This window comes from Dysgonomonas sp. 520, assembly GCF_010501095.1.
In the GTDB taxonomy this organism is placed as follows: Bacteria; Bacteroidota; Bacteroidia; order Bacteroidales; family Dysgonomonadaceae; genus QVMP01.
Genome location: NZ_QVMP01000014.1, coordinates 20,729 through 43,199, shown reverse-complemented (window position 1 = coordinate 43,199; position 22,471 = coordinate 20,729). Strand labels below are relative to the sequence as shown.

The window sequence follows — 22,471 nt, the reverse complement described above, 5'->3', positions numbered from 1 at the left end:
AGATATGATGATTATTTTAGATTGTCTTTTATTTTTCTATAATTTCTTATTCCTCTGACAATGAAATATATTCCCGGCAAACTTAGCAACAGCAAATAATATTCTTTCGTCAGGTATGCCGCATATAGAGCAACCAAAACAACGATTATTCCTGCCGACAAATCATCTTTCAGCTGGCGTTTTCCGTTATCGGATTTATGCGTGAACATAAGTTCCGATGTTTTCACCGCCCATCACTTTGGCCAGATTGCCCACGGTATCCATATCGAAAACAATGATAGGCAGGTTGTTTTCCTTGCACATGGTGGTGGCCGTCAGATCCATAACTTTCAGTCCACGGCTGTATACCTCATCGTAAGAAATAGTCTCAAATTTTGTCGCTGTGCGGTCTTTCTCAGGATCGGCAGTGTAAACACCGTCTACGCGTGTACCTTTCAGCATCACGTCAGCCTCTATTTCGATACCTCTCAGGGCAGATCCCGTATCAGTTGTGAAGAAAGGATTTCCTGTTCCGCACGACAGGATGGCTACTTCGTCGTTTTCCATGGCTTCGATAGCTTTCCATTTCGAATAAAGTTCGCCGATGGGCTCCATGCGGATGGCAGTCAGCACACGAGCCTTTTGCCCGATAGCCACAAGTGCCGAGCTCAAAGCAAGACTGTTGATAACTGTTGCCAACATGCCCATTTGGTCACCTTTTACCCTGTCGAAACCTTTTGATGCACCGCTAAGTCCTCTGAATATGTTTCCTCCGCCAATAACAACACTCACCTGCACGCCCATGTCTACTATCTCTTTGATCTGTACGGCATATTCCGTAATGCGTTTGGTATCTATTCCGTGCTGTTGTTCGCCCATTAGTGATTCGCCACTCAATTTGAGTAATATTCTTTTGTATTTAGCCATCATTCCGTTTTTTCAGGTTATTAATAAATACAAAACTATATAATTTTTGCGAGAAAAATGGAATTAAGATGTTCTGATGCGAATAATAAAATGTAAGTGGCTGTTTTTTTCCCTTATTTCCAAACAGCCACTCCTCCCGGAGCAACTTCTTTTTTGCCACAAACAATTGTTGAAGAATCTGGTATAGGTGCGCTTATGGTTTCCGAAGTATAATTAACCGTAACCCAATATCCGTCTCTATACTCGGTAAATACATAGTCCGGCAAATCTAAAATAGAAGCCCCACCCTCTGTATATATTTTTCTTAGCAGTTGTTTTTCCAGCTCTTTATTTTTTGTTGCAACACCAATGTAATAAACCGATCCCTTGCCGATCTTGTTTTTTACAACACAAGGTTTTCCCTTGTAAAACTGATCGGAATATGATGCCCATACTTCTGTTTCAGATGCAGGCGAAAGAATATCTCCCCAAACATTCCACGTATAATTCTTCCCTTCAAATACCACGTTTGCTTCTTCTTGTGGAGAGAGTTGATCGAAATACTCAATTTTTGAGCCGATAAGTTCTTGTATGGGGTGTTGTAGAGGAGCTTCCCACAAATGTGAGTTGTTGTCTTTCATTCCGCTACGTGTAGTTAGAATGAGGTTTCCTCCTTCCGATACATATTTCTTCCATTTCGAAATCAGGTTTTCGTCAACCATTTCATAGGCAGGAGCTACCATGAAAGGATATCGGGAAACATCAAAAGCATCCGACTCCTGAATGAATGTAACCGATGATCCCATCGTTTTCAATTTTTGATAATAGGTATAATAATGATTCCAAGTATCCCACGATTGCGTAAGTTTCACAGTTTCTAAAGACATCATATTGTCTTGTTTCCACAAAAAGGCAGTAGTGCGGGAAGCCACGTCCTTTGGGATAATTGTTTTTTCTCGGGGCAATTTTTCTAATTGGCTTATTTCCTTTATAGCCGTAACATACTCCGATCCGCCCGGAGAGACGGTTACGCCATCAGGTTCCATGATTCCTTTATGGAATTGCTCGGCTCCATACAGAGGTTGACGGAAACGATAGGTACACACAAATTTGTCACCCAATGCAAAACTATGCCATATCCACATCCGAACAGCACCCGGTAAGGGTTGTGAGTTCCAGCTTCCCCAATCAATTTGTCCGGGTTGCAATTCCATAATGCCTGTATATCCTTTTACAGAACGAGCCAATTCGCTTGAAAAAGAAAGTTCCATACCACTCCCCAATCTGCCGGCCAGCTTCCCTTCAGGATAATCAAGGAAAGTGCTCAAAAGATACATCGTATGCGAAGCAAAGTCCAGATCGTTTTTGCTTCGGAACAAATCGACAGAGGGTAAAAACTTATAATAGGCAAAGTTTGATGTAACCCACTGTTTGGATGAAACTTTTTTTCTCAGAACATCAGCCTGAAAGCGTAAAGCCTCAGCAATTGCATCGGCCGAATAACGCTTAAAGTCGATTTTTGCATGCGGATTATTGTTACGTTCGTTCTTGTTGGGAAGATCTATTTGTTCAAAATTATTGAATTCATAACTCCAAAAAGCTGCTCCCCATGCCCGATTCAGATTTTCTATCGTTGTATATTTATTTTTGAGCCATTTCTGAAATTCACTGCGAACGAAGGGAGAATAATCGTATAACCCTTCGTAGTGAGGTTCGTTATCCAATTGCCAACCGCAGACAACGGGATTGGAGCCATATCGGTCGGCTAATTTTTCAGTAATTCGTTTTACGTACTGTTGATATACCGGATTGCTTCCATTGGCGTTCAGGCGCATTCCATGTTTCACCTGAAATCCATCTTCGGTAACAACCAATATCTCAGGGTGTTTGGCGGTCAACCATGCAGGAGGAGTTGGAGAAGGGGTACACATTATCACTTTCAAACCATATTTTTCGGCCAATGCAACACATTTGTCCAGCCATTCAAAGTTAAATTTACTCTCTTCGGGTTCAAGGCGTGACCACGAAAATTCGGCAAAATGAGTAAACTCGAATCCTAATTCGGCAATCCGTTTAATATCCCTTTCCCATTGATGTTCGGGCCAATGTTCGGGATAATAATATGCGCCTATCGGCATCAATGACTTTTCGGGTGAGTTGATTATATCGCGGGAAAAAGAAACTGATGAAAATAATCCGCAAATCAAAAGAGATAAAATGATTTTATTTTTCATGAATTTAGTATTTTAAAATTACAATTGATTGAACTTGTTAAAGTTTATATTGAAACCGTCTAGACTTTTTCGTTTTATTCAATTTTGTCATCCTGAGAGTATCGAAGGATCTGTTTTTTTAGATTTTTGACTCGCTTTCGCTTCGTCGATTGTTAATTCACTTACGTTCAACATGACAAAACCGATATGAATCTTATAATAAATGAGTTTATATCAAAGTCCTAAATGCACCACGGGTAATATCTATTAACTATAACTATACTTCGAGAATCGGGCACGTCTTTTTCTATCAGCACAATCTTATTCCCTTGAATTTTTATCTTACTCACACCCTTGTAATCTTGTGGTATCCTCACCTGAAAACAAAGAAAAGACTTATCCACTTCTTCCAAGGCATCCAGATAGAAGAAAGAATTTGCTCCATGAAAACGAGTGTCTACAGCCAATAAGTCCTGATAAGATTGCCCTATTCCTGCTGTTCCAAATTCCAAACCTTTAGCCCAAGGTTTTCCATCTTTCATCTCATTCCAAATGTTAATCCAAGGGTATTCCTTTGTTTTCCAAATATAGCCGAGCAACAATCCGTTGTCTGCGTTCGAAGCCGTAACCCAACCAATAGTATCATTAAACAAATGAGTGGAAACATAGCTTTCCTGAATGTCAGTCCGTGTCAGATTTATTGTTCTGCCCAATGTGTCGATAATTGCATGTGGCCATACATATTCAAACTTATGAGGATTGGGGTAAGATAGGTGTTGCATAAATCCCCGTTCGGCATTGCTATCTATAATAGTATTTTCGGACAGAAAAGGAGGCCCGATAGTTGCATGTTGCACTACATTAAACGGTCGCCCGATTGAGATTGTGCTTTGAATGCGATCGGTAACTTTAAAAATTGTGTTCTGTTCGTCAAAGTCAATCTCCCTATTCACAACAATTCCGTCCAGAGGAGCTTTCGACCGGATGTGCAGATATGATTTTCCCTCGAAAGAAACAATGTTCCACATTTGGTTTCCCGACTGACCATTGTGAGGAACGCCTGCTTTCATTTCACCCATTGTAGGTGACCCCCAACGCCCCAAGCATAGAAAATGACCTTGAAAGGCAGCCCCTTTTCTATTATTTTCCGGCATTTCGGCAATGGGAATATTCCACGAGAAGGGATTTGGATTTTCTTTGGTCAATCTGAAATCTACCATTGCCCCACCATTTAAATCTATTGATAAATAATTTTCGGTATGGGTATTTCCTAATTCTATAAGATGTTTTTCATTTTCTGCACAAACCGTATGAAGTAAGGTATACGACAAAAGGAGTGAGAGCAGGAGTTTTCTCATTGTTAAAATCATGGTGGAATTTAGTTTAAGATTGTACAGTAAAGATACTGAATTGAGCTCATAAAAAATGACGCTCTGTACCTATGCCTTTTCATACAATTTTTAAATAACACTGATAATCAGTATCATACATTTTCGCAATTGCTTTTGAATCGGTTTTGAATGGGTTTTGAATCTACTTTCTCTTTGTTTTGTTTCTCTATATAGTGAGCTGTAATCATACATTTGTTTTCGGATACATTGAATAAAAATGTTTAACCCTATGAATCTGAAAACATGAGAAAAACCACATTAATCATAACTATTTTATTATTCGCGCTTTTTAGTCAATCGTTCGACCACGGTTCCCCCAAAAAGGTTGCTTGCGTTGGAGACAGCATTACAGATGGAGATGGATTGCAAGACAGATCAAAAGAGGCTTATCCGGCAATTCTATCCGTACTTTTGGGAGATGGCTATCAGGTAGTCAATTTTGGAAAGAGTGGAGCCACCATGTTGAAGTCGGGAGATTGGCCTTATTGGGATAAACCGGCTTTCAGAGAAGCACTGGCTTTCAACCCCGACATTGTAATAATACAACTTGGTGCTAACGATACAAAACCGCAAAACATACCCTCTTTTCCAGGCAAATATGAAGAAGACCTGAGGGCAATGGTAGACAGTTTTCAACAATTGTCGTCGCATCCCGAAATATTTTTATGTAAACCTATACCTTCTTTCAAGAACAGATTTCATATAAATGATACCATATTGTGTTCGGAAGCGATTCCGGCTATTGATAAGGTTGCATTTGAAAAGAAGTGCAGAGTTATTGATTTGCATGCAGCTTTCTTATACAGACCCGAATTTTTCCCCGATGGTGTTCATCCCGACAAAAATGGAGCAATAGAGATGGCCGTCATTGTAGCCAAATCTATAAAATGATAAGATTAACTTTTAATTACTTAATATTTAAATCAATAGTAACATGAAAAAACTAATTTTTACTCTTAAACAACAAGTTTTATTACTTGTGATGTTGTGTTGTAGTATGTCGTTAATGGCACAACAGGTTGTTGTAGATATCAACACTAAATACACAGCAAACGGAGCAGGCGGGACAAATGAAACCAGCGTGCTGGAGTCGGCTATCCTTGCAGTACCCTATACAGTGGAAGAAATAGCAGCTATTACTGATTTAAAGATCATTACATCCGGCGGTGCATTTCTCGATCCAAAAGATTTCACTTACTTAAATACGAATTTAACATCATTAGCAAATCTGGATTTGTCGGAGTCTACCGTTACGCGCGATAATGCAGCAGTAGTTAGAAATGATATACCTGCTAATGCATTTAAAGCTAACTCAAGCATCAAAACAATCTCCTTCCCTTCATCATTAACGGGTATAGGGGCAGGAGCGTTTATGAGTAGTGCATTGGAAGGTATTATTACTCTTCCTTCTAAGATTCCTGCTACTAGTGCCGAACATGGCATATTCGGAAATAGTCAGGGAATTACAGGTTTTGCTATCGCTGCTGATGCTCCTAACATTACGGTTGTTGATGGTGTAGTTTTCAATAAAGATATGAGCACGTTGCATTACTATCCTTGCGGAAAAACGGATGCCGCTTATCAAATTCCTGAAAATGTTGTAACTATCCGAAACAGCGCATTTGAATGTAACTATAATCTGAAAGACCTCACATTTGCTTCCACAACCACCACTTTGCAGGCAGGAGCAAACAGATTTGATGCCACTGCAAACTTCTCTACTATCGAAAATATATTTGTTGCTGAAGGAAACCCGGTACTTGCTTCGGTAAATGGTGTGCTATATCAGACTGCAACAAATAGAGTAGTTTGGTCGCCAAAGGGCAAAACACAATTAATCATTACTGAACCTATCCAAATATTTGCAGGGGGAGGAAGCCAGAATAGTGTATTTGGAGGAAACGGAAAAACCGATTTCGGTGATGGATTAGGCTCGCAAAATAACAATTATGCAAAGGTGGTTACCCTTGTCGATCTTCCCGAAACATTAGAGAGCATTGAAGACGGAGCATTTGTTGCTACGGACGAATTAGTAACATTTATCTGTCGTGCAACAAACGTACCTGTTAATAAGTCGCAAAGTTTTAATAATGTAGGGAGCAGTATCGGTTGGAACACAAAAGTATATGTTCCGGCTAGTGCATTAGACGATTATAAGGCTTCAACATGGGTAAATGGTACGATGGGTGATAATGGAAAAGGCGGAACCACTGCCTATAAAGGTTTTGCCCTGAATAACTTCTTCGGATTCTACGATATTGCTTTAACCTATGCTACTACACAATCGTCGATAGGAACGGATATCGCACTTGAAAATGATGCCCTGACAGTTACGGCTGATGCTGCTCCGGTAGGAAAAATATTTAAAAAATGGACATCAACCACTCATCCCGAACTTCTGACAGATCAAGATACTAAAACTACTATCAATATCACGATGCCTGCTGCTGCTCTCGAATTGACGGCAACATACGAAGACGATACTACTGTTGGAATTGGAAACATTGAAAATACAAATTCTGAATTTGTTATTTATCCTAATCCGGCAACAGACTACATCAAACTGGCAGGTGTTGCAGACTCCAACTTTGTCATCTACAATGTAGCAGGTCAACAGGTGTCGGAAGGTGTGGCAAATAACGAGCCTATCTCTGTATCTGGTTTGGCTAATGGAATCTACATTCTGAAAACAGACGGAAAAGCAATGCGCTTTATTAAAAAGTAACAAAAAACTCGTAGTGCATTAAAAAATAAAAGGCAACAGATTGAAAGATAATACATAATCATCTTGTCATCCTGAGTAAAACGAAGGATCTAAGACTAAAAGCCCAGATTCTTCACTTCGTTCAGAATGACAGTTTAAATAAAAATTTCATTATGAATGCTTTAACATTAAAGCTATAAATGCACTACAGGTAAAAAATAATGAAAGTGGAAATAAAATCCATTTCCACTTTCATTCCTTCTACATACCATACTCTCTGTATGAATTTAACCTCTAAAAAAATCCATGAAAAAACTAACATTTAGATTTAAACGGCAAATATCATTACTGGCAATATTATGCTGCGGCATGTTGCTGAATGCTCAGCAAGTAGTGATAACAGTTACAGAAATGTATTCCGAGGTAAGGGATGGAACTCAGCAAATAAGTTCATCCGGAGGTCTTCAGGCTGCTTTTAAAGATGCCGGCTACACGGCAGAAACTATTGCTAACATCACCAACCTGAAAATTATTACCGCAACAGGCGTACACCTTACCATGACAAATACCCGCCCAAACGGAACTGATGCCAGAGAAGATGTTCCCGTGGGTGATTTTGCCCTTATCAATTCTATGGCCCGATTGTCTAATCTCGATTTGTCGGATGCCAAAATCGGAAGCCAGATAAATCGCTCTGACGATGGATTTCCTCGTTCGGCATTAGCAAATAATGCAACTATCAAAACAATTACTTTCCCTAAAAATCTAAGGGCATTCAACCGTTCCGTTTTTCAAAACTCAGCACTGCAAGGAACAATCTTTTTGCCTAAAACGGTGGTCACGGTAAATGAGTACAACTCTGCGTTCGAAAATTGCAAGGGTATCACGGCATTCGAAGTAGAAACGGGCAATGCTTATGTAAAAGCGGTTAACGGAGTGCTTTTTTCTGCCGACGGAAAATCTCTCTTAATGTATCCTTGCGGAAAACAAGATGTGGCTTTCAACATCCCCGAAGGTGTGACCACACTTGCCACCAGTGCTTTTGGCTGGAACGATTATCTGGAAGAATTGTCGTTCCCCGCATCCTTGACTACTTTGCCCAGAGAAGACCTGATTGTGAACGGCTCCGGCAAAATAAAAAGATACAATGTAGCACCCGGAAACACGGTATTGGCTGCAACCAATGGCTTCCTGGTAGATAAGACAACCGGAACGCTAATGGCATACCCCTTAGGAAACACCAGCGAAACCATTGTAATAGATGGCAGCATTGTGAAAATTGTTCCCCGCTTCTATTTTTCTTATGCTGTTGCAACTCTTAAAAACATAATTTTCACCGAAGGGGTGGAAACAATTAATTTTGGCGCATTCAAAGTTGGAGCAATAAACGGAACGCCCATTACCTCGGTATTGGAATATATAGAACTTCCCTCTACTCTCAAAAATATAGAAGCCGAAGCCTTTGTAGGAAATAAAAATCTACTGCAAGTTATCTGTAAGGCAACAGAACCACCAACACTGTTTCCGAATCAGATTTTCCGCGAATCCAACGGCAAAGATACTCGCCTGGGAGTTCCTGTGGCATCGCTAGCCAAATATAAAGCGTCTGCTTGGAATATCAGCGTAAGTGCTCCCACAAACGCCTTTCCGGAAGATCAGATAGTAGCTTACAGAAACATTACTACCGTAGATGCAACTTGTATTCAGAGTGCATCTGTTGCAGATTATCTTGTAGCCGTAAAAGCAAATGAGGCTCCTGCCGGAGAAGCATTTTCCAGATGGACATCTACACCCGAAACTTCTTTTACAAATGCAAAAGTAAGTGTTTCAAGTTTTACAATGCCAAACTCGGATATTGAAGTAAAAGCGTTGTTTGCCTTAAAGAAACCTTACACACTGGTAGATGCCATAACCCAATCGGGCATGGCGGCTATCGGAAGTTCGGTAAATATCGAAGCTGCGCCAACAAAAGGCGGTTTGGCATTTAGTAAGTGGACTGTTGCCGAGGGCAACGGAGTTGAGGTTGTTGACCCGAATTCGGTAAGCACATCTTTTACCATGATAGACGGTACTGTAAAAATTGCCGCAGTATACTCGGCAGCCTACAAAATTACGATTTGTGGAGGATATACCGTATTGGAAGCCTTCCCCGGAGAAACAGTTACTGTGAAAACATCAAGCAGAACCAGTCCGACTTTTAAGAAATGGACTTCTCCAACTTCGGGTGTCACTTTTGCCAATCCAAATAGCGAAACAACCACTTTTGTTATGCCTGCAAAAGATGTAATTATAGATGCCGATTTTTAAGGCTTCAGACCTTTTCTTAAATAATAAAAAAATATATATCCATGAGAAATATAATTTCTTTTTTAAAAAAACAACTGACCGTTATACTATTGTTGGCATTGGCGGCTCCTCTTTCCGCTCAGGTGGAGAAGATTATAGACCTCAAGCAGACAAAAACGTTGGGCACTTTGCTCACTGCGGCAGAAAAATCCAGCATAACCAAGTTAATCGTAACCACATCCAACGGAGCAGTATTAGACCAAACTGACTTCAATGTGATTTATATGGAGATGCCCAAGTTGGAAGAACTGGATTTACTTGGCGACTGGAACTCGACTCATTGCGCCGGATTGAAGGTGAGCAATGACTTTACCAATAAGACAATCAAAAAAATCCACTTCCCGCCAAAAACAAGAACATTCGGAAACTTTGCCGGTTCGGGCTTGGAGGGAGTTGTTGAATTTCCGAATACGATTCAAGATTATACTATGATCGAAAATAGATTTATCGATTGTCAAGGAATCACCGGATTCGCATTTCCTGACGGACACCCGACTTTGAGCACAAACGATAAGGGTACTATTTTGTTTTCGTCGTTTTCGTACACCGAGAACGGGAATTTGCAAGGAAAAAGAATTTGTCTTTACCTCCCTGCCAACAAGGAATTTGCATACACCATGCCCGACGATGCGGTAGCAATAGGTTTAAGCGCATTCGGCTACAATAAATATCTTACCGAATTGACTTTCTCGCCAAACCTGGTCGAAATTTTCCGTCAGAACGGCAATGTACGTGTGGATGTTATAGCTCCGCAAACACCTAACCTGAAAGCTATTCATGTACCTGAGAGCAACTCCGTATTTGCGTCTACCGAAAACGGTTTTTTAATTGACAAAAGCACCAATTCCTTGATACTTCTTCCTCCGGCAAATAAGGACGAAGAGATATTTATAGACGGCACTTTTGCTAAAAAAATAGGAAATAAGTTCTTTTCCAATTCTCCGCACATCAAAAGTGTTGTGTTTGGCGAAGGAGTGGAGGAAATAGGGTCAATGGCTTTTAAAGGTTACGATATGCAGATAGAGTATGTTTCGATGCCCTCTACTATGAAGTCGATAGGAGCAGAAGCTTTTGCCGTTTGCCAAAACATGAAGCAATATATATGCAAGGCTACAACTCCACCAGCTTTTGCAGGGAATGACATATTTTACAGTGCAAACGGAACGGGCGTAAAAGTAGGTGTGCCTGCCGAAGCTATTGCAGCCTATAAGACATCCAATTGGGTAAGAAACGCTAACTACTCTCATAGTTTTAGTGCAGATCAGATTTTGTCTTATCACAATATTACTTGCAATAATGCAACAACTGCATTAGACATTTCTGTTTCGGGTTCGCAAATGCGTATAACAGCCGGCGAAGCACCTCTTGGAGAAGCGTTTTATGAATGGAAATCGGAGCCGGAAGGCGTTGTTTTTGAGAATGTCAATGCGTCGCCTACCTATTTCACCATGCCCGAAAACGATGTTACCATCACAGCTACATTTGCTGCTGCAAAACCGTATACAATAGAAAATGCGATTACCCAATCGGGCTTTGCTGCTATTGACGGGATAGTAACTATTGAGGCTGCCGAAACAAAAGGGACATCCAATAACGAATTGTTTCAATATTGGGAGATAGTGGAAGGTAACGGACTTGTTATTGACGACCCGTCGTCGCCTGTCACATCTTTCGTTATGATTAACGGAACCGTTACGATCAGAGCTGTCTACAAAACAAAATACATGCTGAGCATAAGAGGCGGAAGCGCAACATTTGCAGGAGAAAAAATTTTAGACGCATTCAGCGACGAAACCATTTCCATCACGGCAACCAAAAGGCCGAACATGGAATTTGTGAACTGGTCATCATCAACACCGGGAGTCGTTTTTGCTGATGAAAATAATACTACAACAACATTTGTTATGCCTGCCGTCGATGCAGAAATTCAGGCAAATTATAAAGGCACACCCGGAACAGGTTCCGGTTTTGGCAGTCCGTCGGGTGTTTATCCGAACAATTGTTTCAATGGAGAATTGACCGACTATCAAACATCATGGCTAGCCAATTCGGGCGGTACACCACGCACACACGTCCCTCACAGTATGGATGCTCTATTTGTCCGTGAAGACGGAACGGTAGCTACTATTTGTAACTGGGACGAAGGCGGTACGAACGTAGGAGTGTGGAAAGATGGAAAAATAGTAAGTATACCTGTCGAATCGGGTACAGGTAGCTGGGGACGTAACTCCGGAAAGGCTGTTGCACTGGACGATCAATATGTATACCAATTGATGCGCTTCAACGGAAACTCAGGAAATGAATCGTTAAACTCGAACGGTTTGAGAAGCTATCCGCCAAAAGCAAGTGGCGTTGAGTGGCAGTTAATCACCCGCTATAATGCAAATGATGGCTCGGCCGCAAAATTTTCGGAGGGATACGGGCCTTTAGCAAATATGCTGTTAGTGGCTCCGCAAGAAGAGCGATTGCTACGAGGATTGGCCATAACAGACAACGAGCTGATTGTTGCTGTTCCGGGAATAACTGCGCTTCAGATTCCTGACTCGATAAAGATATACGATAAACAAACGATGAGCAATACTTCCATTGGCGGATTCAGAATTGATGAAGGTGGCGTTGGTTTCTTATTTGCCGACAAGCGCGGATTTGTATGGATGCTGCAAGGTAACCGAATTGTTGCAATCAACCTGAGAAACGGGGGCATCCGATCAGAATCAATTATCAATTTGCCTGCCGATGTTGTTGCAAAATCGTTCTCTATCGATACTGACGATTGTGGAAAAGAACGCTTATTGGTAGCAAACAGCGGTAAAGACCTGAACGTATTGATATATACCGATATATACGAAAATCCTAAACTTACCGGCACATTCGGACAAAAAGGTGGTTTGCTTGTAAAAGCACCTAAACCCGAAGGTGGTGAATACCTGCAAGGAGAAGCCGGACATTTACGTTTCCCCGGTCCAACAGGCGTTGGTGTTGACAAACATGGCAATATTTATGTCTCTACCATGTTTGTGAACTCGGCAAGTGCTATTCTGTATTCGTACAAAGAAGAAGCGCAAACATTGAACTGGAAACAGGAAGGTCTTGTGTTTACTTCAACAGGCGACTTTGACGAAACTCAGCTTAACAAGGTTTACTGTATAGAGAAAGTGTATGAGCTGGATTATGACAAGAAAGGAAAACGAATGGATACGTTTATCGGAACAACTGTCGATCCCTTTACCTATCCGTTGGATATGCGCCTTGAGCCTAACCCGCCCACTCCTATCAAAACAGGAACATTCAAACGCAGAATTAACGGAACGGACTATCTTTTCGTAACAAATATGTACTCTACCATATTGGGCGGTTATCGCTTCGATAAAGAAAATCATGGTTACATAGGAGTTCCTTGTATGGAGTTGAGAGCCGACGGTATCACCTTCTGGGAAGACACGAACGGCGACGGACAGAAAACAGACAGCGAGGTTACACGTTATCCCAGTTCGGGCAACACATTCTCTATCTATCCCGACAAGAACGGTAATATTTGGTTGGCAGACAACGCAAATATGGTAGTGAACGGTCCGGCATTCAGAATATGGAAACAGGTAGGACAATCGGCCGATAAGGTATTGAAATATGATGCACCCGTAACTTACAAACTGCCATCGTATATCACATTGGTGAACCGTGTTCTGTACGACGCCGAACGTGACGAGATGCTGGTGGCATGCTATACAAAGAATAATCCTAATCCGCATCAATCTATTTGGGGACAAGTGGGTACAACAGTGCTTACCTTCAAAAACATGACAGAACGTTTTGCCAATATTGCTACGGTTCCATCATCAGAATGGATAGCCGATCAGGAACTCGTAATACCTGCAAGCCCGAAAGCAGCCATAGGAACTCCTGCCGATCCGGGTGTGGAAATCAGCGCGAAAGCAATGACATACGTGGGAGACTATTTGTTCTTCCATCTGGCAACCGGAAACATCAATGTGTATGAAAGAGCCGGAGACAACCTATTTGTCGGACAAATAACTCCGGGCGCAGAAGTTGAAAAAAGAGTTGGGTGGACCGACTTCACTTATTCCATCAATGGACGTAAGAACACTGATGGTACGTACGAACTCCTTGCCGAGGAAAATGCTTTTGCAAAACTGCTTCATTACGATATCAATAGTTTTGACGGAAACTTGGTATTGACCGGAGATTTAGTTCCCGAACGTATATGGGTACAAAATGGAGACAAGGAAAATATTGATAATATCAATATTCCGGAAGGGCAACCTATCAAATTCACTGTCAGAGTGAGAAATCTTGAAAGCGGAACTGTGGTTAACAGCCGCCGTACCGATCCTGGACGATGCCTTGTTTTGTATACAGTAACCGACCTTAATACCAATCAGATTGTATATGAGGCACAATCGAATATTCATACCGAAAATATCTATGGAGGAGACTACATTGATATAAGTGTGCTGAATAACGATAAAACACCTTTCTGGGTCTATAAAAAAGGTAATTACCGGGTAGATGTTGATGTGAACTACGGGCGTAAGGGTAAAGAATGTTCTGCCGATAACAACTATATGTCATTCGAATTTGGCGGTGGAGACAATACCGGAGCAATAACAGGACCTACCGAACCTCCTATGGATGGTATCGAGATGGCTGAAGCAACGTCCGTAAAAGTATATCCGAATCCGGCATCTACTACATTGCATGTACAAGTAGATACACCCGAAAGCGAGTATACGGTGATCTTCACTTCGATGGATGGAAGAAACGTTATGACAAAACGGATTGCAAACGGATCAACCATTGATATATCAGGTTTATCTAAAGGATATTATCTGTTACAGGTGAAAACCTTGAAAGAAAATTTGATAGAGAAAATAATAATTAAATAATCAACCGGATGCTGAAAACAGGAGGATGTGTCAAAAGTAAGATTACACTATCAAAGTGTGACTCATCCTTGTCATTGAGTCGCCTTCGCTCCTCGAACGTTGTTTCTGAGTGCAACGAAGAATCTGAGCTCTATAGAACAGATCCTTCACTCTGTTCAGGATGACAAAAAGACACTGAGATTTACTTTTGACACATCCCCCGGATTCAGCTCATAATAAAATGTATAAGTACAGAATTTGCAATATCTAACACTAAATCATAAATGAAAATCAAGAGTTATACCATATTCTTCCTCTTCATATTGGTTCAGGCAACTAATACGCTCTATGCAGAATCGCCAATAGAAACAGTCAAAAGGATTGGAGATAAACTAATACGGGAAACACCATTCAAGTATCGTCTGATCCTTAACCCAAGCAACAACAAGTTCAACGACCTGAAATTTGTCGATTTCGGACGCACCTATGGCTTGGGTAAACCTGCCGTGGCTTACGCATACACTGAACTGACATCGGCAATAGATACTACTATGACTTTGGAAGTTGAGCACAATGATGCGTGCAAAATATGGTGTAACGATAATCTGGTATATGAACGAAAAGGCTGGCGGGATATACAACTGATACAAGAAGAAAGAAGCGTGGAAATGTCATACTCTTTCTCTGTCCGGTTGAAAAAAGGGAACAATAAACTTTTGATAAAATCGGAAACATCGGGCAAAGAGTGGAGTGTGCTGTTGCAACCACCAAGCGAAAAAGATGCAGTATTGGAATACCCCATACAATACCCCAACATAGGATTACAAAATATACAATATATTGATAAGAAGATTGCAGATTTATCCAATTGGCTGGTAATAGGGCCATTTTCTCCCGATATTGATCAAGTGCATCAACCCGAAAAAGAAATCAGGTTTGGTCACATGTATGAAGGGGTTACATGGACTATACCTAAAATTGAAATTCTAGGAGATGTTATTGACCCCGCACCTTGGGGCACAACCTATCAGTGGAACTATCATAATGGAGGCGTGGCTTGGGCTATGCAGCAAATGACAGAAGTCACAAAAGATAGAAAGTACGAACAATGGGCCAACAACTTCTGCGACTATCAGATGGAGGGTATACCTTTCGTCGATTTTCAGGTAAATGATTTGAGAGCGGTACGTTCGGCCAACTATGCAATTGTCAACTACAAAATGTTGGATTTCACTTTGGCGCCATCCATCCCTCTGATATATCGTTTGCGAAAAGAAGCCGACTTCGCCAATCGGGATCTTTACAAAGCATACATAGATATTATGCTGGATTATGCCCGCAACGGACAGGTGAGAAGTCCCGGCTTGACAAACTATACGCGCGAGACTCCCGAAAAATATACTACATGGGTAGACGATATGTTTATGGGTATTCCTTTCCTGATGCAAGCCGGATTGTATGCCGATACGCCCGAACTGCGAAAAGCATATTTTGACGATGCTGCCTCACAGACTTTAGATTTCAACAAGCATGTGTGGGACAAAGACGCCCGCTTGTATATGCACGCTAATTTTTCGACCCGCCCCGAAGCAAAATTGCCACACTGGTCACGAGCCAACGGCTGGGCTATTTGGGCAATGTCGGAAGTATTGATGTATTTGCCTAAAAATCATCCGAAATACAATGCCATCCTTAAACAGTATAGGGTGCATGTGGACGAACTGATCAAGTATCAGGACAAAAGCGGATTTTGGTTCAATGTGATAGACCGTTCCGAATCTCCGGAAGAAGTTTCAGGAACAGCAATTTTCACTATGTGCATCGCACGGGGAATTACACATGGCTGGCTAAATGAGAAAAAATACAAACCTGCAGTAATGAAAGGTTGGGAAGCCATTGCTTCAGAGATAGAAGAAGATGGCACGGTGCATAAAATATGTGTAGGGACTATGTGTTCGGAAGATGTGAATTATTACATAAACCGTCCTTTCTATGATGACGACACTCATGGTTCGTTTGCCGTAATTTTTGCGGGAATAGAAGTGCAGCGTATGATATGGAAAACAGAAAAATAAATATTAATTAGTTGATATATGCATCCTAAAAGCGTTCTTTTATTTTCTACCAAATCCTGTCGCACCTTCTTCGAAGCAGATACCATTCGGCTTACGTCCGTCAGGCGTGACATTAGGCTGATTGACGGGGCACCCACACAGCGCAATAAGCGTGAAGAACAAAAAGCTGTTTGAGCATAACCAAACCTTTCAGGCTTTAACTGTCTTTTGGTGCGAGTTATTTTTTGTTCAGCTTATCAGCTATTTGTGGGTCGGCAAGGAGCCTTAGTCACAAAATGTCTTTTTGATTCCTTTTGTGACATGGGACAAAAGGAATGCAAGGAATTTTTAATTCCGCGCAGGAAGACTGTAGAAAATAAAAGAACGTTTTTGAAATACTGATTCATATTAAATACAGGAAAGAAAATTTAAATAAAACATACTGATAATCGGATAATTGACATTGTAACCGATGATACAGCTACTCTCGTGAAAAAGTGTAGCCGGGGGTGTCTTTGTCTCAGTTCTAATAGAAAATTTGCATACGTTATGAGAAAAAAGCTAACGATCACAGTCCTTCTTTTATTGACAATTAATGTATTGATAGGCTCTAATACACACTTTACTCCGGTGAAGCTGAGTAAAGAAGAAATTGATTATTTAAAAACGGATTTAGAGAAGAAAAACAAAGAATACGACCCGTCTATGAATATGCTTTTTTGCGTAACACAAAGCAGGCATTATCATAGCGATCTTGATAGCGGCGTTGTTGTTCACCAAACCCGTGAATCGCTGGAATATGCAGTAGCATTACTGAAAACGGAAGATAAAGCATATATGGAACGGGGTATTAATATTGTGAAAAAAATATTGCCGATGCAAGAAACGGACGAGTCTCTTCCATATTGTGGCATCTGGCCTTATTATCCCGAAGATCCGTTGAGAGGACGAAAGGCGGCAATAGATTATAACTGGGCAGATTTCATCGCTGTACCCCTGATTGATGTTATCATCAATCATTCCGATTATGCAGGAGAAAAACTCGTAAATGATATAAAGAAAGCATTGGTTTTAGCAGCTAAAGCAATAAAAAAAAGGAACGTACAACCCGATTATACGAATATCAGCATAATGGGCACATATGCGTGCTACATTGTAGGTGATATTTGCGATATGCCCGAAATGACAAGTTATGCACGGGAAAGGTTACTCAACTTCTATGAATATACAATACGGAACAAAGGCTTTACGGAATATAACAGCCCTACATATACTCCGGTTGCGATGGATGAATTACTACGTATGCAGCAGACCATCATCAACCCCGAAGACAGAAAGATTATCGACGACCTGTATGCTATGAGCTGGAATGTGATAGCCAACCATTTTCATCAACCATCAGGACAATGGTGCGGACCCAATCTGCGGTCGTATAGCAGCCTTTCCCAACCAAAGTTCTATCGTTTGCTGTATAATGCGTCTAACGGAACCATCAACTTGCCGGGAGACTATCCACGTATTCCGAATGTGATAGCTCCACACAAAATTCCCGAAGACATACTTCCTAAATTTACACAATCTGTTCTACCTCGGCTGGAAATTGATACATTTGTGGTAGCAAATCCTGAAATTAAAATAGAGAGAGTTTGTCAACGAAACGGAGTAAAGAAAAGCGATTTCATTCATTCGAAAGATATTGTGGGCAAACTGTATGCCGGCACCGAATTTGCGCTTGCGTCGGTCAATCAGGGATATATGTGGAATCAGACCCGCCCTCTGATTGCGCATTGGGGCACGCCTGTAAAACCAAGCTATATGCAAGTCAGGTTTTTGCATGACGGCTACGATTTTTCGGCGGCAAATATCGTGTGCGCACAAGACAGCACCACCGTATTGGCTATTATGAGTATAGCAGATGACGGTGGAGATACGCACCCCGGACTCGACCGCATAAAAGATGCCACCATTGAAGCAACAGATATTCGTTTAAGAATTGAAGTGGGAGGCGATTTAGAGAACACAAGATTCACTCTTCCCGAATTGAATAGGGAGGATGTAAATTTTGTTTCCCGAAATATAAAGAGTACGATAAAAATTCCTTTTGCCAAATGGGACAATAAAGATGGGCATTGGGAAACCGGAAATGCTAATGGCAAAATATGGGCCGATTATGTCCTTTATTCAGGAAAGAAGAAAACATTCCGATTGAATCAGATGGGCGATGCTGTTGTAGGAATCCATTTATCTATGAGTTCGGGCAACGAAAACCATAAACATCCTGATGTGAAAATAAAAGTTGATGATGATTACCTGACATTGTTTAATGATAATCTGAAAGTTAAGGCATTGGCAAAACCGGCAAACGAGCTGAGAGTGAAAAATGATTATGAAATAGAATGTACAGATTTGACAGGATCAGACATCAATAGTCCTCAAATATCAAAATACTAGGTGAATTATGCAGAAAAGAAAATTAATAATATTGCTTGTTATGATTTTGTCCCCCATTTTTATATTGAGGGCACAAATGAAAAAACCTCACGAATGGGTTGATTACGAAACCATATTCAAGGTAAAGGAAGGCTTGCGTTTCTATAATTACGACGTAGTGCCTTTCTACTCTTCGGCGCCTGCCAACATTTTCTGGAAAGGTGACAAAATAGAATTTCAATTTCAGTTGAAAAACAATACCGATTTTCAGATTGACACCGATGCGAAGATCTACATAATTCAGTATGGAACAAAGGGCATTCCTAACAATGTATGGTTGCCGCAAGTGGTGAAGATGGATTATGAAAAAGAAATAATCCGTCCTGTATCCATTTCGCCAAAAGGCTATACTAACGTAACAATAGATGTAGACGACATAGAAAAATATGGGGGATATGCTGTTGTTTTCGATTTGGGCAAAAATGGCAGGCGTCTGGCTACAAGTTTTGTATATAGCATGCAACCCAATCCGGTGAAAATGCAATATCCGAAACAATCGCTGGATGATTTGGGGGTCGATTTTCTGAGCCGTGTAGGTGTTCAGGCTATCCGTCACGGATTAGGATATTTGCCGACAACAAGTCCGGGGTATCGTCGGATGATGCAAAATTTTGACGATGAAATGAAAAAATACATGGACAATAATATCACCGTATTAATCATGATTGGCGAAGGTGGTTCATTGATGCCATTGGGCACACCACGTTCGCATTTGGATGATAACGGAATATTTCTTCGTACAAAGCAAGACTATGTCTGGCTTCCCGAAATGGATGAAGACTTCAAACAATTTGTAAAAGAAATCTGCCTTAAATACGGATGGCCTAAAGGGCCTGTTACTGGCATTTCTTTATGGAACGAACCTTGGGAGGGAATATCCATTGCAGGATGGCAAGCCGATATGGTGCGTTACAGGGAAATATATACAAAAATGGCGGAGGCTGTTTTGGAAGCTCGCAAGGATGGGGCGGATGTTCTTGTTGGCGGAGGCGACTCGAACTCTAATGCCTTGGATAAATTTTTTGGTGATGGAACAATGGATATGCTACCTATTTTCGATTTTCTGTCCATTCACTATCAGGGGATGGAATCTCCCGTATTATATCCTGAATGGAACAACCGCAAAGACTATAAAGGGCGAGTATTGATCTGGGACACCGAAAGTTGGGTAGGAAATACCGACGACAGAATAGGGCTGGTAGTTGCAGCAAACCGTTCGGCAGGATATGACCGCTCGATGGGAATCTACGGCGGATATATGTATTCGGGGAAAGGAGATGTTCCTAAAAACTATGAGATAAATACGCCAAACGGTATACAAAAAGTCTGTCCTGTCTATTCCACCTGGTCATCTACGGCGGCAATGGCTGCAACCCAAAGTTTAATAGGCGAGCGTGAATTTAAGGAATTGCTGTTTCAGAACGGATTGCCTTGGGTGATGGTTTTTGATGGATACAACGACAATGAAGATGACGGAACGGTTGTCATTGCCGGCGATTTGGGCGAAGCATTCGGAAAAGACAACATCCTTTTCCGCAATGTAGTATCGCTTTCTTCGGGTCAGCCAATTACCGACGGGAAAATGATTGTAGATGCACAACCGTCTTTCCTGTTATATGATTTCTACGGGAATATAATTGCCCCTCGGAATAACAGGTATGAAATTCCGCTCAATTATCAGGGATATTTCTTACGTACAAACGGAAAGAAAGGCTCTTTCAAGCAATTAATTGCAACTTTAAGGAAATCGAAAGTTGAAGGCTACCAGCCTGTTGATATTGTAGCAAAAGATTTCACTAAAGCTATTACTGATAATCCTGAAATGGAATTGGATATCACAAATATCCTGAACAGGGAGGTGAAAGGTTCTTTAAAAGTAACTGTCGGAAATCTGCAGATAGAAGCGCCTCAAAATATATCTTTGAAAGGGAATGAGACAAAAACCATAAAGGTGAAAGTTGTTAACGGTGAGGCTAATGCAGATAACACGTATCCTCTTGATGTTGTATTCGATGCAGGAAAAGATGGAAAGGCAACCCATTGGGAAGATATGCATGTGAACGTGATTGCAAAAAGAACAATCAATATAGATGGTAATCTCGACGATTGGAAAGGTGCTATACCTCAGGTTGTAAGAGGTTCTGCAAAGGCAAGCATTTCGCTGACCGAAGCAGCTTGGTATCCGTTCGAAAAATTCGATAGCAATGCCGAAGGTTTGGCACATGCCTACCTGGGTTATGACGATCAGTATTTCTATTTTGCGGCAAAAGTAGCGGATAAGACGCCCAATAAAGGTAGTTTACGTTTCAAAGACAGGGACGACGATCAGTTCTTCTATCCCGATACTTCCTATATGCAGACGATTAATGCTATGCAATCGGTCATTGTTTCACGGCAAGCCGACAAAGCCAATCAGGGGGCATTATGGCATCCGACAGAAGATGGGCGGATTATGAATTATATGGAGAATACCACCAACACACAATCCATAGGAATAGACATCGACTTGCCAAAAGATAAAATGACACAGGCCTCTCTCTATTTTCCAAATGTTGCTCAACATGGGGTCGCCGTCACGGTTTATGACAGGGAAACGGATAAAGAGTTGTTGAGCGAAAGAATAGACAAGTTGTGGAATGGAGTATACCTGACTCTCAATTTGTCGGGAAAAGTACGGATTCGCTGTTCTGCATACGGATGGTGGTATACGGCAAAACTAGCAGGCGTATTTTTTGACGAATCAAATCTTTCGGCTAATAACAAAACAACAGCAAATGTTGTGAGCAGGGATTTCGATACGATGGGCAATTGGAAGGGAAAATATGGAAATTCAGGATATTATATGATCGACATCCCCGAAAAACTGCCTGCCAATGTTTCTTGTAATATCGTTAGTCAAGATGATTTGATTCCATTAAAATGGCCCGAAGGTGTACGGAAATTCACGTACCGTAAAAGGCCGATCTTGCCGGACGGAACTTCCGGACAATTGTTTGACAATATCCTTATAGCTTTCAATGTATTACCAATTGGTGAAGATGGAATGGAAGCTACAAGTAAAGGCACAATGCCGAAGTATATCGGGTATAAGTGTACCGATTACGAGTATGCTCTCAACCCTGTTGCACCCGAATATGGCGGTGGATTTGAAATCTGGCGCATGCTTGTACCCGGAATGCCTCGCAAACATTTCTATCCACGTCAGGGAAAATCTTCATACGATGGAGCCGTTAAGGATGGAAAACTAATAACCGTTCGCGATGGAAACACACTATATACAGAATGTGCCATATCATGGAGCGAAATTCCACATGTAAAGGAAGCTCTGGATAAAGGTGAAAATATCAAGTTTTCATTCAGAGTGAATGACGATGGAGCGCCTGCCGCATGTATGGAATTGGCAAAAGAACGTAGTGTATCTAAAAAGAATTCACGGGCCTTTCATCCCGATTGGAAAGAACATTGGGCAAATGAAGTGGCATTCGGATTTGAAGAATAACAATGA

At 41.2% G+C, this 22,471-nt stretch carries 11 protein-coding genes; 7 read left to right on the top strand and 4 right to left on the bottom strand.

What is annotated here, in order from left to right:
• Positions 1 to 11 precede the first annotated feature (11 nt).
• The 4 genes from D0T56_RS09865 to D0T56_RS09850 form a co-directional block, all read right to left on the bottom strand.
• Positions 12 to 209 (bottom strand): hypothetical protein, encoded by a 198-nt coding sequence (locus D0T56_RS09865; protein WP_163319982.1) that lies wholly within the window; start codon positions 207 to 209, stop codon positions 12 to 14.
• The gene (gene pyrH / locus D0T56_RS09860) at positions 196 to 906 is read right to left on the bottom strand and encodes a UMP kinase (RefSeq protein WP_163320012.1); all 711 of its coding nucleotides are present in this window, start codon (positions 904 to 906) and stop codon (positions 196 to 198) included. Before pyrH ends, D0T56_RS09865 begins: the two co-directional genes overlap by 14 nt.
• Positions 907 to 1,019: 113 nt before the next feature.
• The gene (locus D0T56_RS09855) at positions 1,020 to 3,119 is read right to left on the bottom strand and encodes a beta-galactosidase (protein WP_163319981.1); all 2,100 of its coding nucleotides are present in this window, start codon (positions 3,117 to 3,119) and stop codon (positions 1,020 to 1,022) included.
• 221 nt (positions 3,120 to 3,340) lie between these two features.
• Positions 3,341 to 4,468, bottom strand: a complete 1,128-nt coding sequence (locus D0T56_RS09850) for a hypothetical protein (protein WP_221412348.1) — start codon at positions 4,466 to 4,468, stop codon at positions 3,341 to 3,343.
• Between the two features lie 264 nt (positions 4,469 to 4,732).
• Between D0T56_RS09850 and D0T56_RS09845 the strand changes: the two genes are divergently transcribed.
• The 7 genes from D0T56_RS09845 (at position 4,733) to D0T56_RS09815 (ending at position 22,465) form a co-directional block, all read left to right on the top strand.
• Positions 4,733 to 5,380, top strand: coding sequence for a GDSL-type esterase/lipase family protein (locus D0T56_RS09845; RefSeq protein WP_163319979.1), 648 nt, complete (start codon positions 4,733 to 4,735; stop codon positions 5,378 to 5,380).
• A gap of 43 nt (positions 5,381 to 5,423) precedes the next feature.
• Positions 5,424 to 7,214, top strand: a complete 1,791-nt coding sequence (locus D0T56_RS09840; protein WP_163319978.1) for a leucine-rich repeat protein — start codon at positions 5,424 to 5,426, stop codon at positions 7,212 to 7,214.
• A 285-nt stretch (positions 7,215 to 7,499) separates the two neighbouring features.
• Positions 7,500 to 9,500 (top strand): leucine-rich repeat protein, encoded by a 2,001-nt coding sequence (locus tag D0T56_RS09835; protein WP_163319977.1) that lies wholly within the window; start codon positions 7,500 to 7,502, stop codon positions 9,498 to 9,500.
• Between the two features lie 41 nt (positions 9,501 to 9,541).
• Complete coding sequence (locus tag D0T56_RS09830) at positions 9,542 to 14,443, top strand: leucine-rich repeat protein (protein ID WP_163319976.1); 4,902 nt, start codon at positions 9,542 to 9,544, stop codon at positions 14,441 to 14,443.
• Between the two features lie 263 nt (positions 14,444 to 14,706).
• Positions 14,707 to 16,497 (top strand): glycoside hydrolase family 105 protein, encoded by a 1,791-nt coding sequence (locus D0T56_RS09825; protein ID WP_163319975.1) that lies wholly within the window; start codon positions 14,707 to 14,709, stop codon positions 16,495 to 16,497.
• A gap of 528 nt (positions 16,498 to 17,025) precedes the next feature.
• On the top strand, positions 17,026 to 18,927 hold the full coding sequence (locus tag D0T56_RS09820; protein WP_163319974.1) for a hypothetical protein: 1,902 nt from the start codon (positions 17,026 to 17,028) through the stop codon (positions 18,925 to 18,927).
• A 76-nt stretch (positions 18,928 to 19,003) separates the two neighbouring features.
• Entirely contained in the window at positions 19,004 to 22,465 is a 3,462-nt protein-coding gene (locus D0T56_RS09815; protein WP_255491149.1) for a hypothetical protein, read from the top strand.
• Positions 22,466 to 22,471 lie beyond the last annotated feature (6 nt).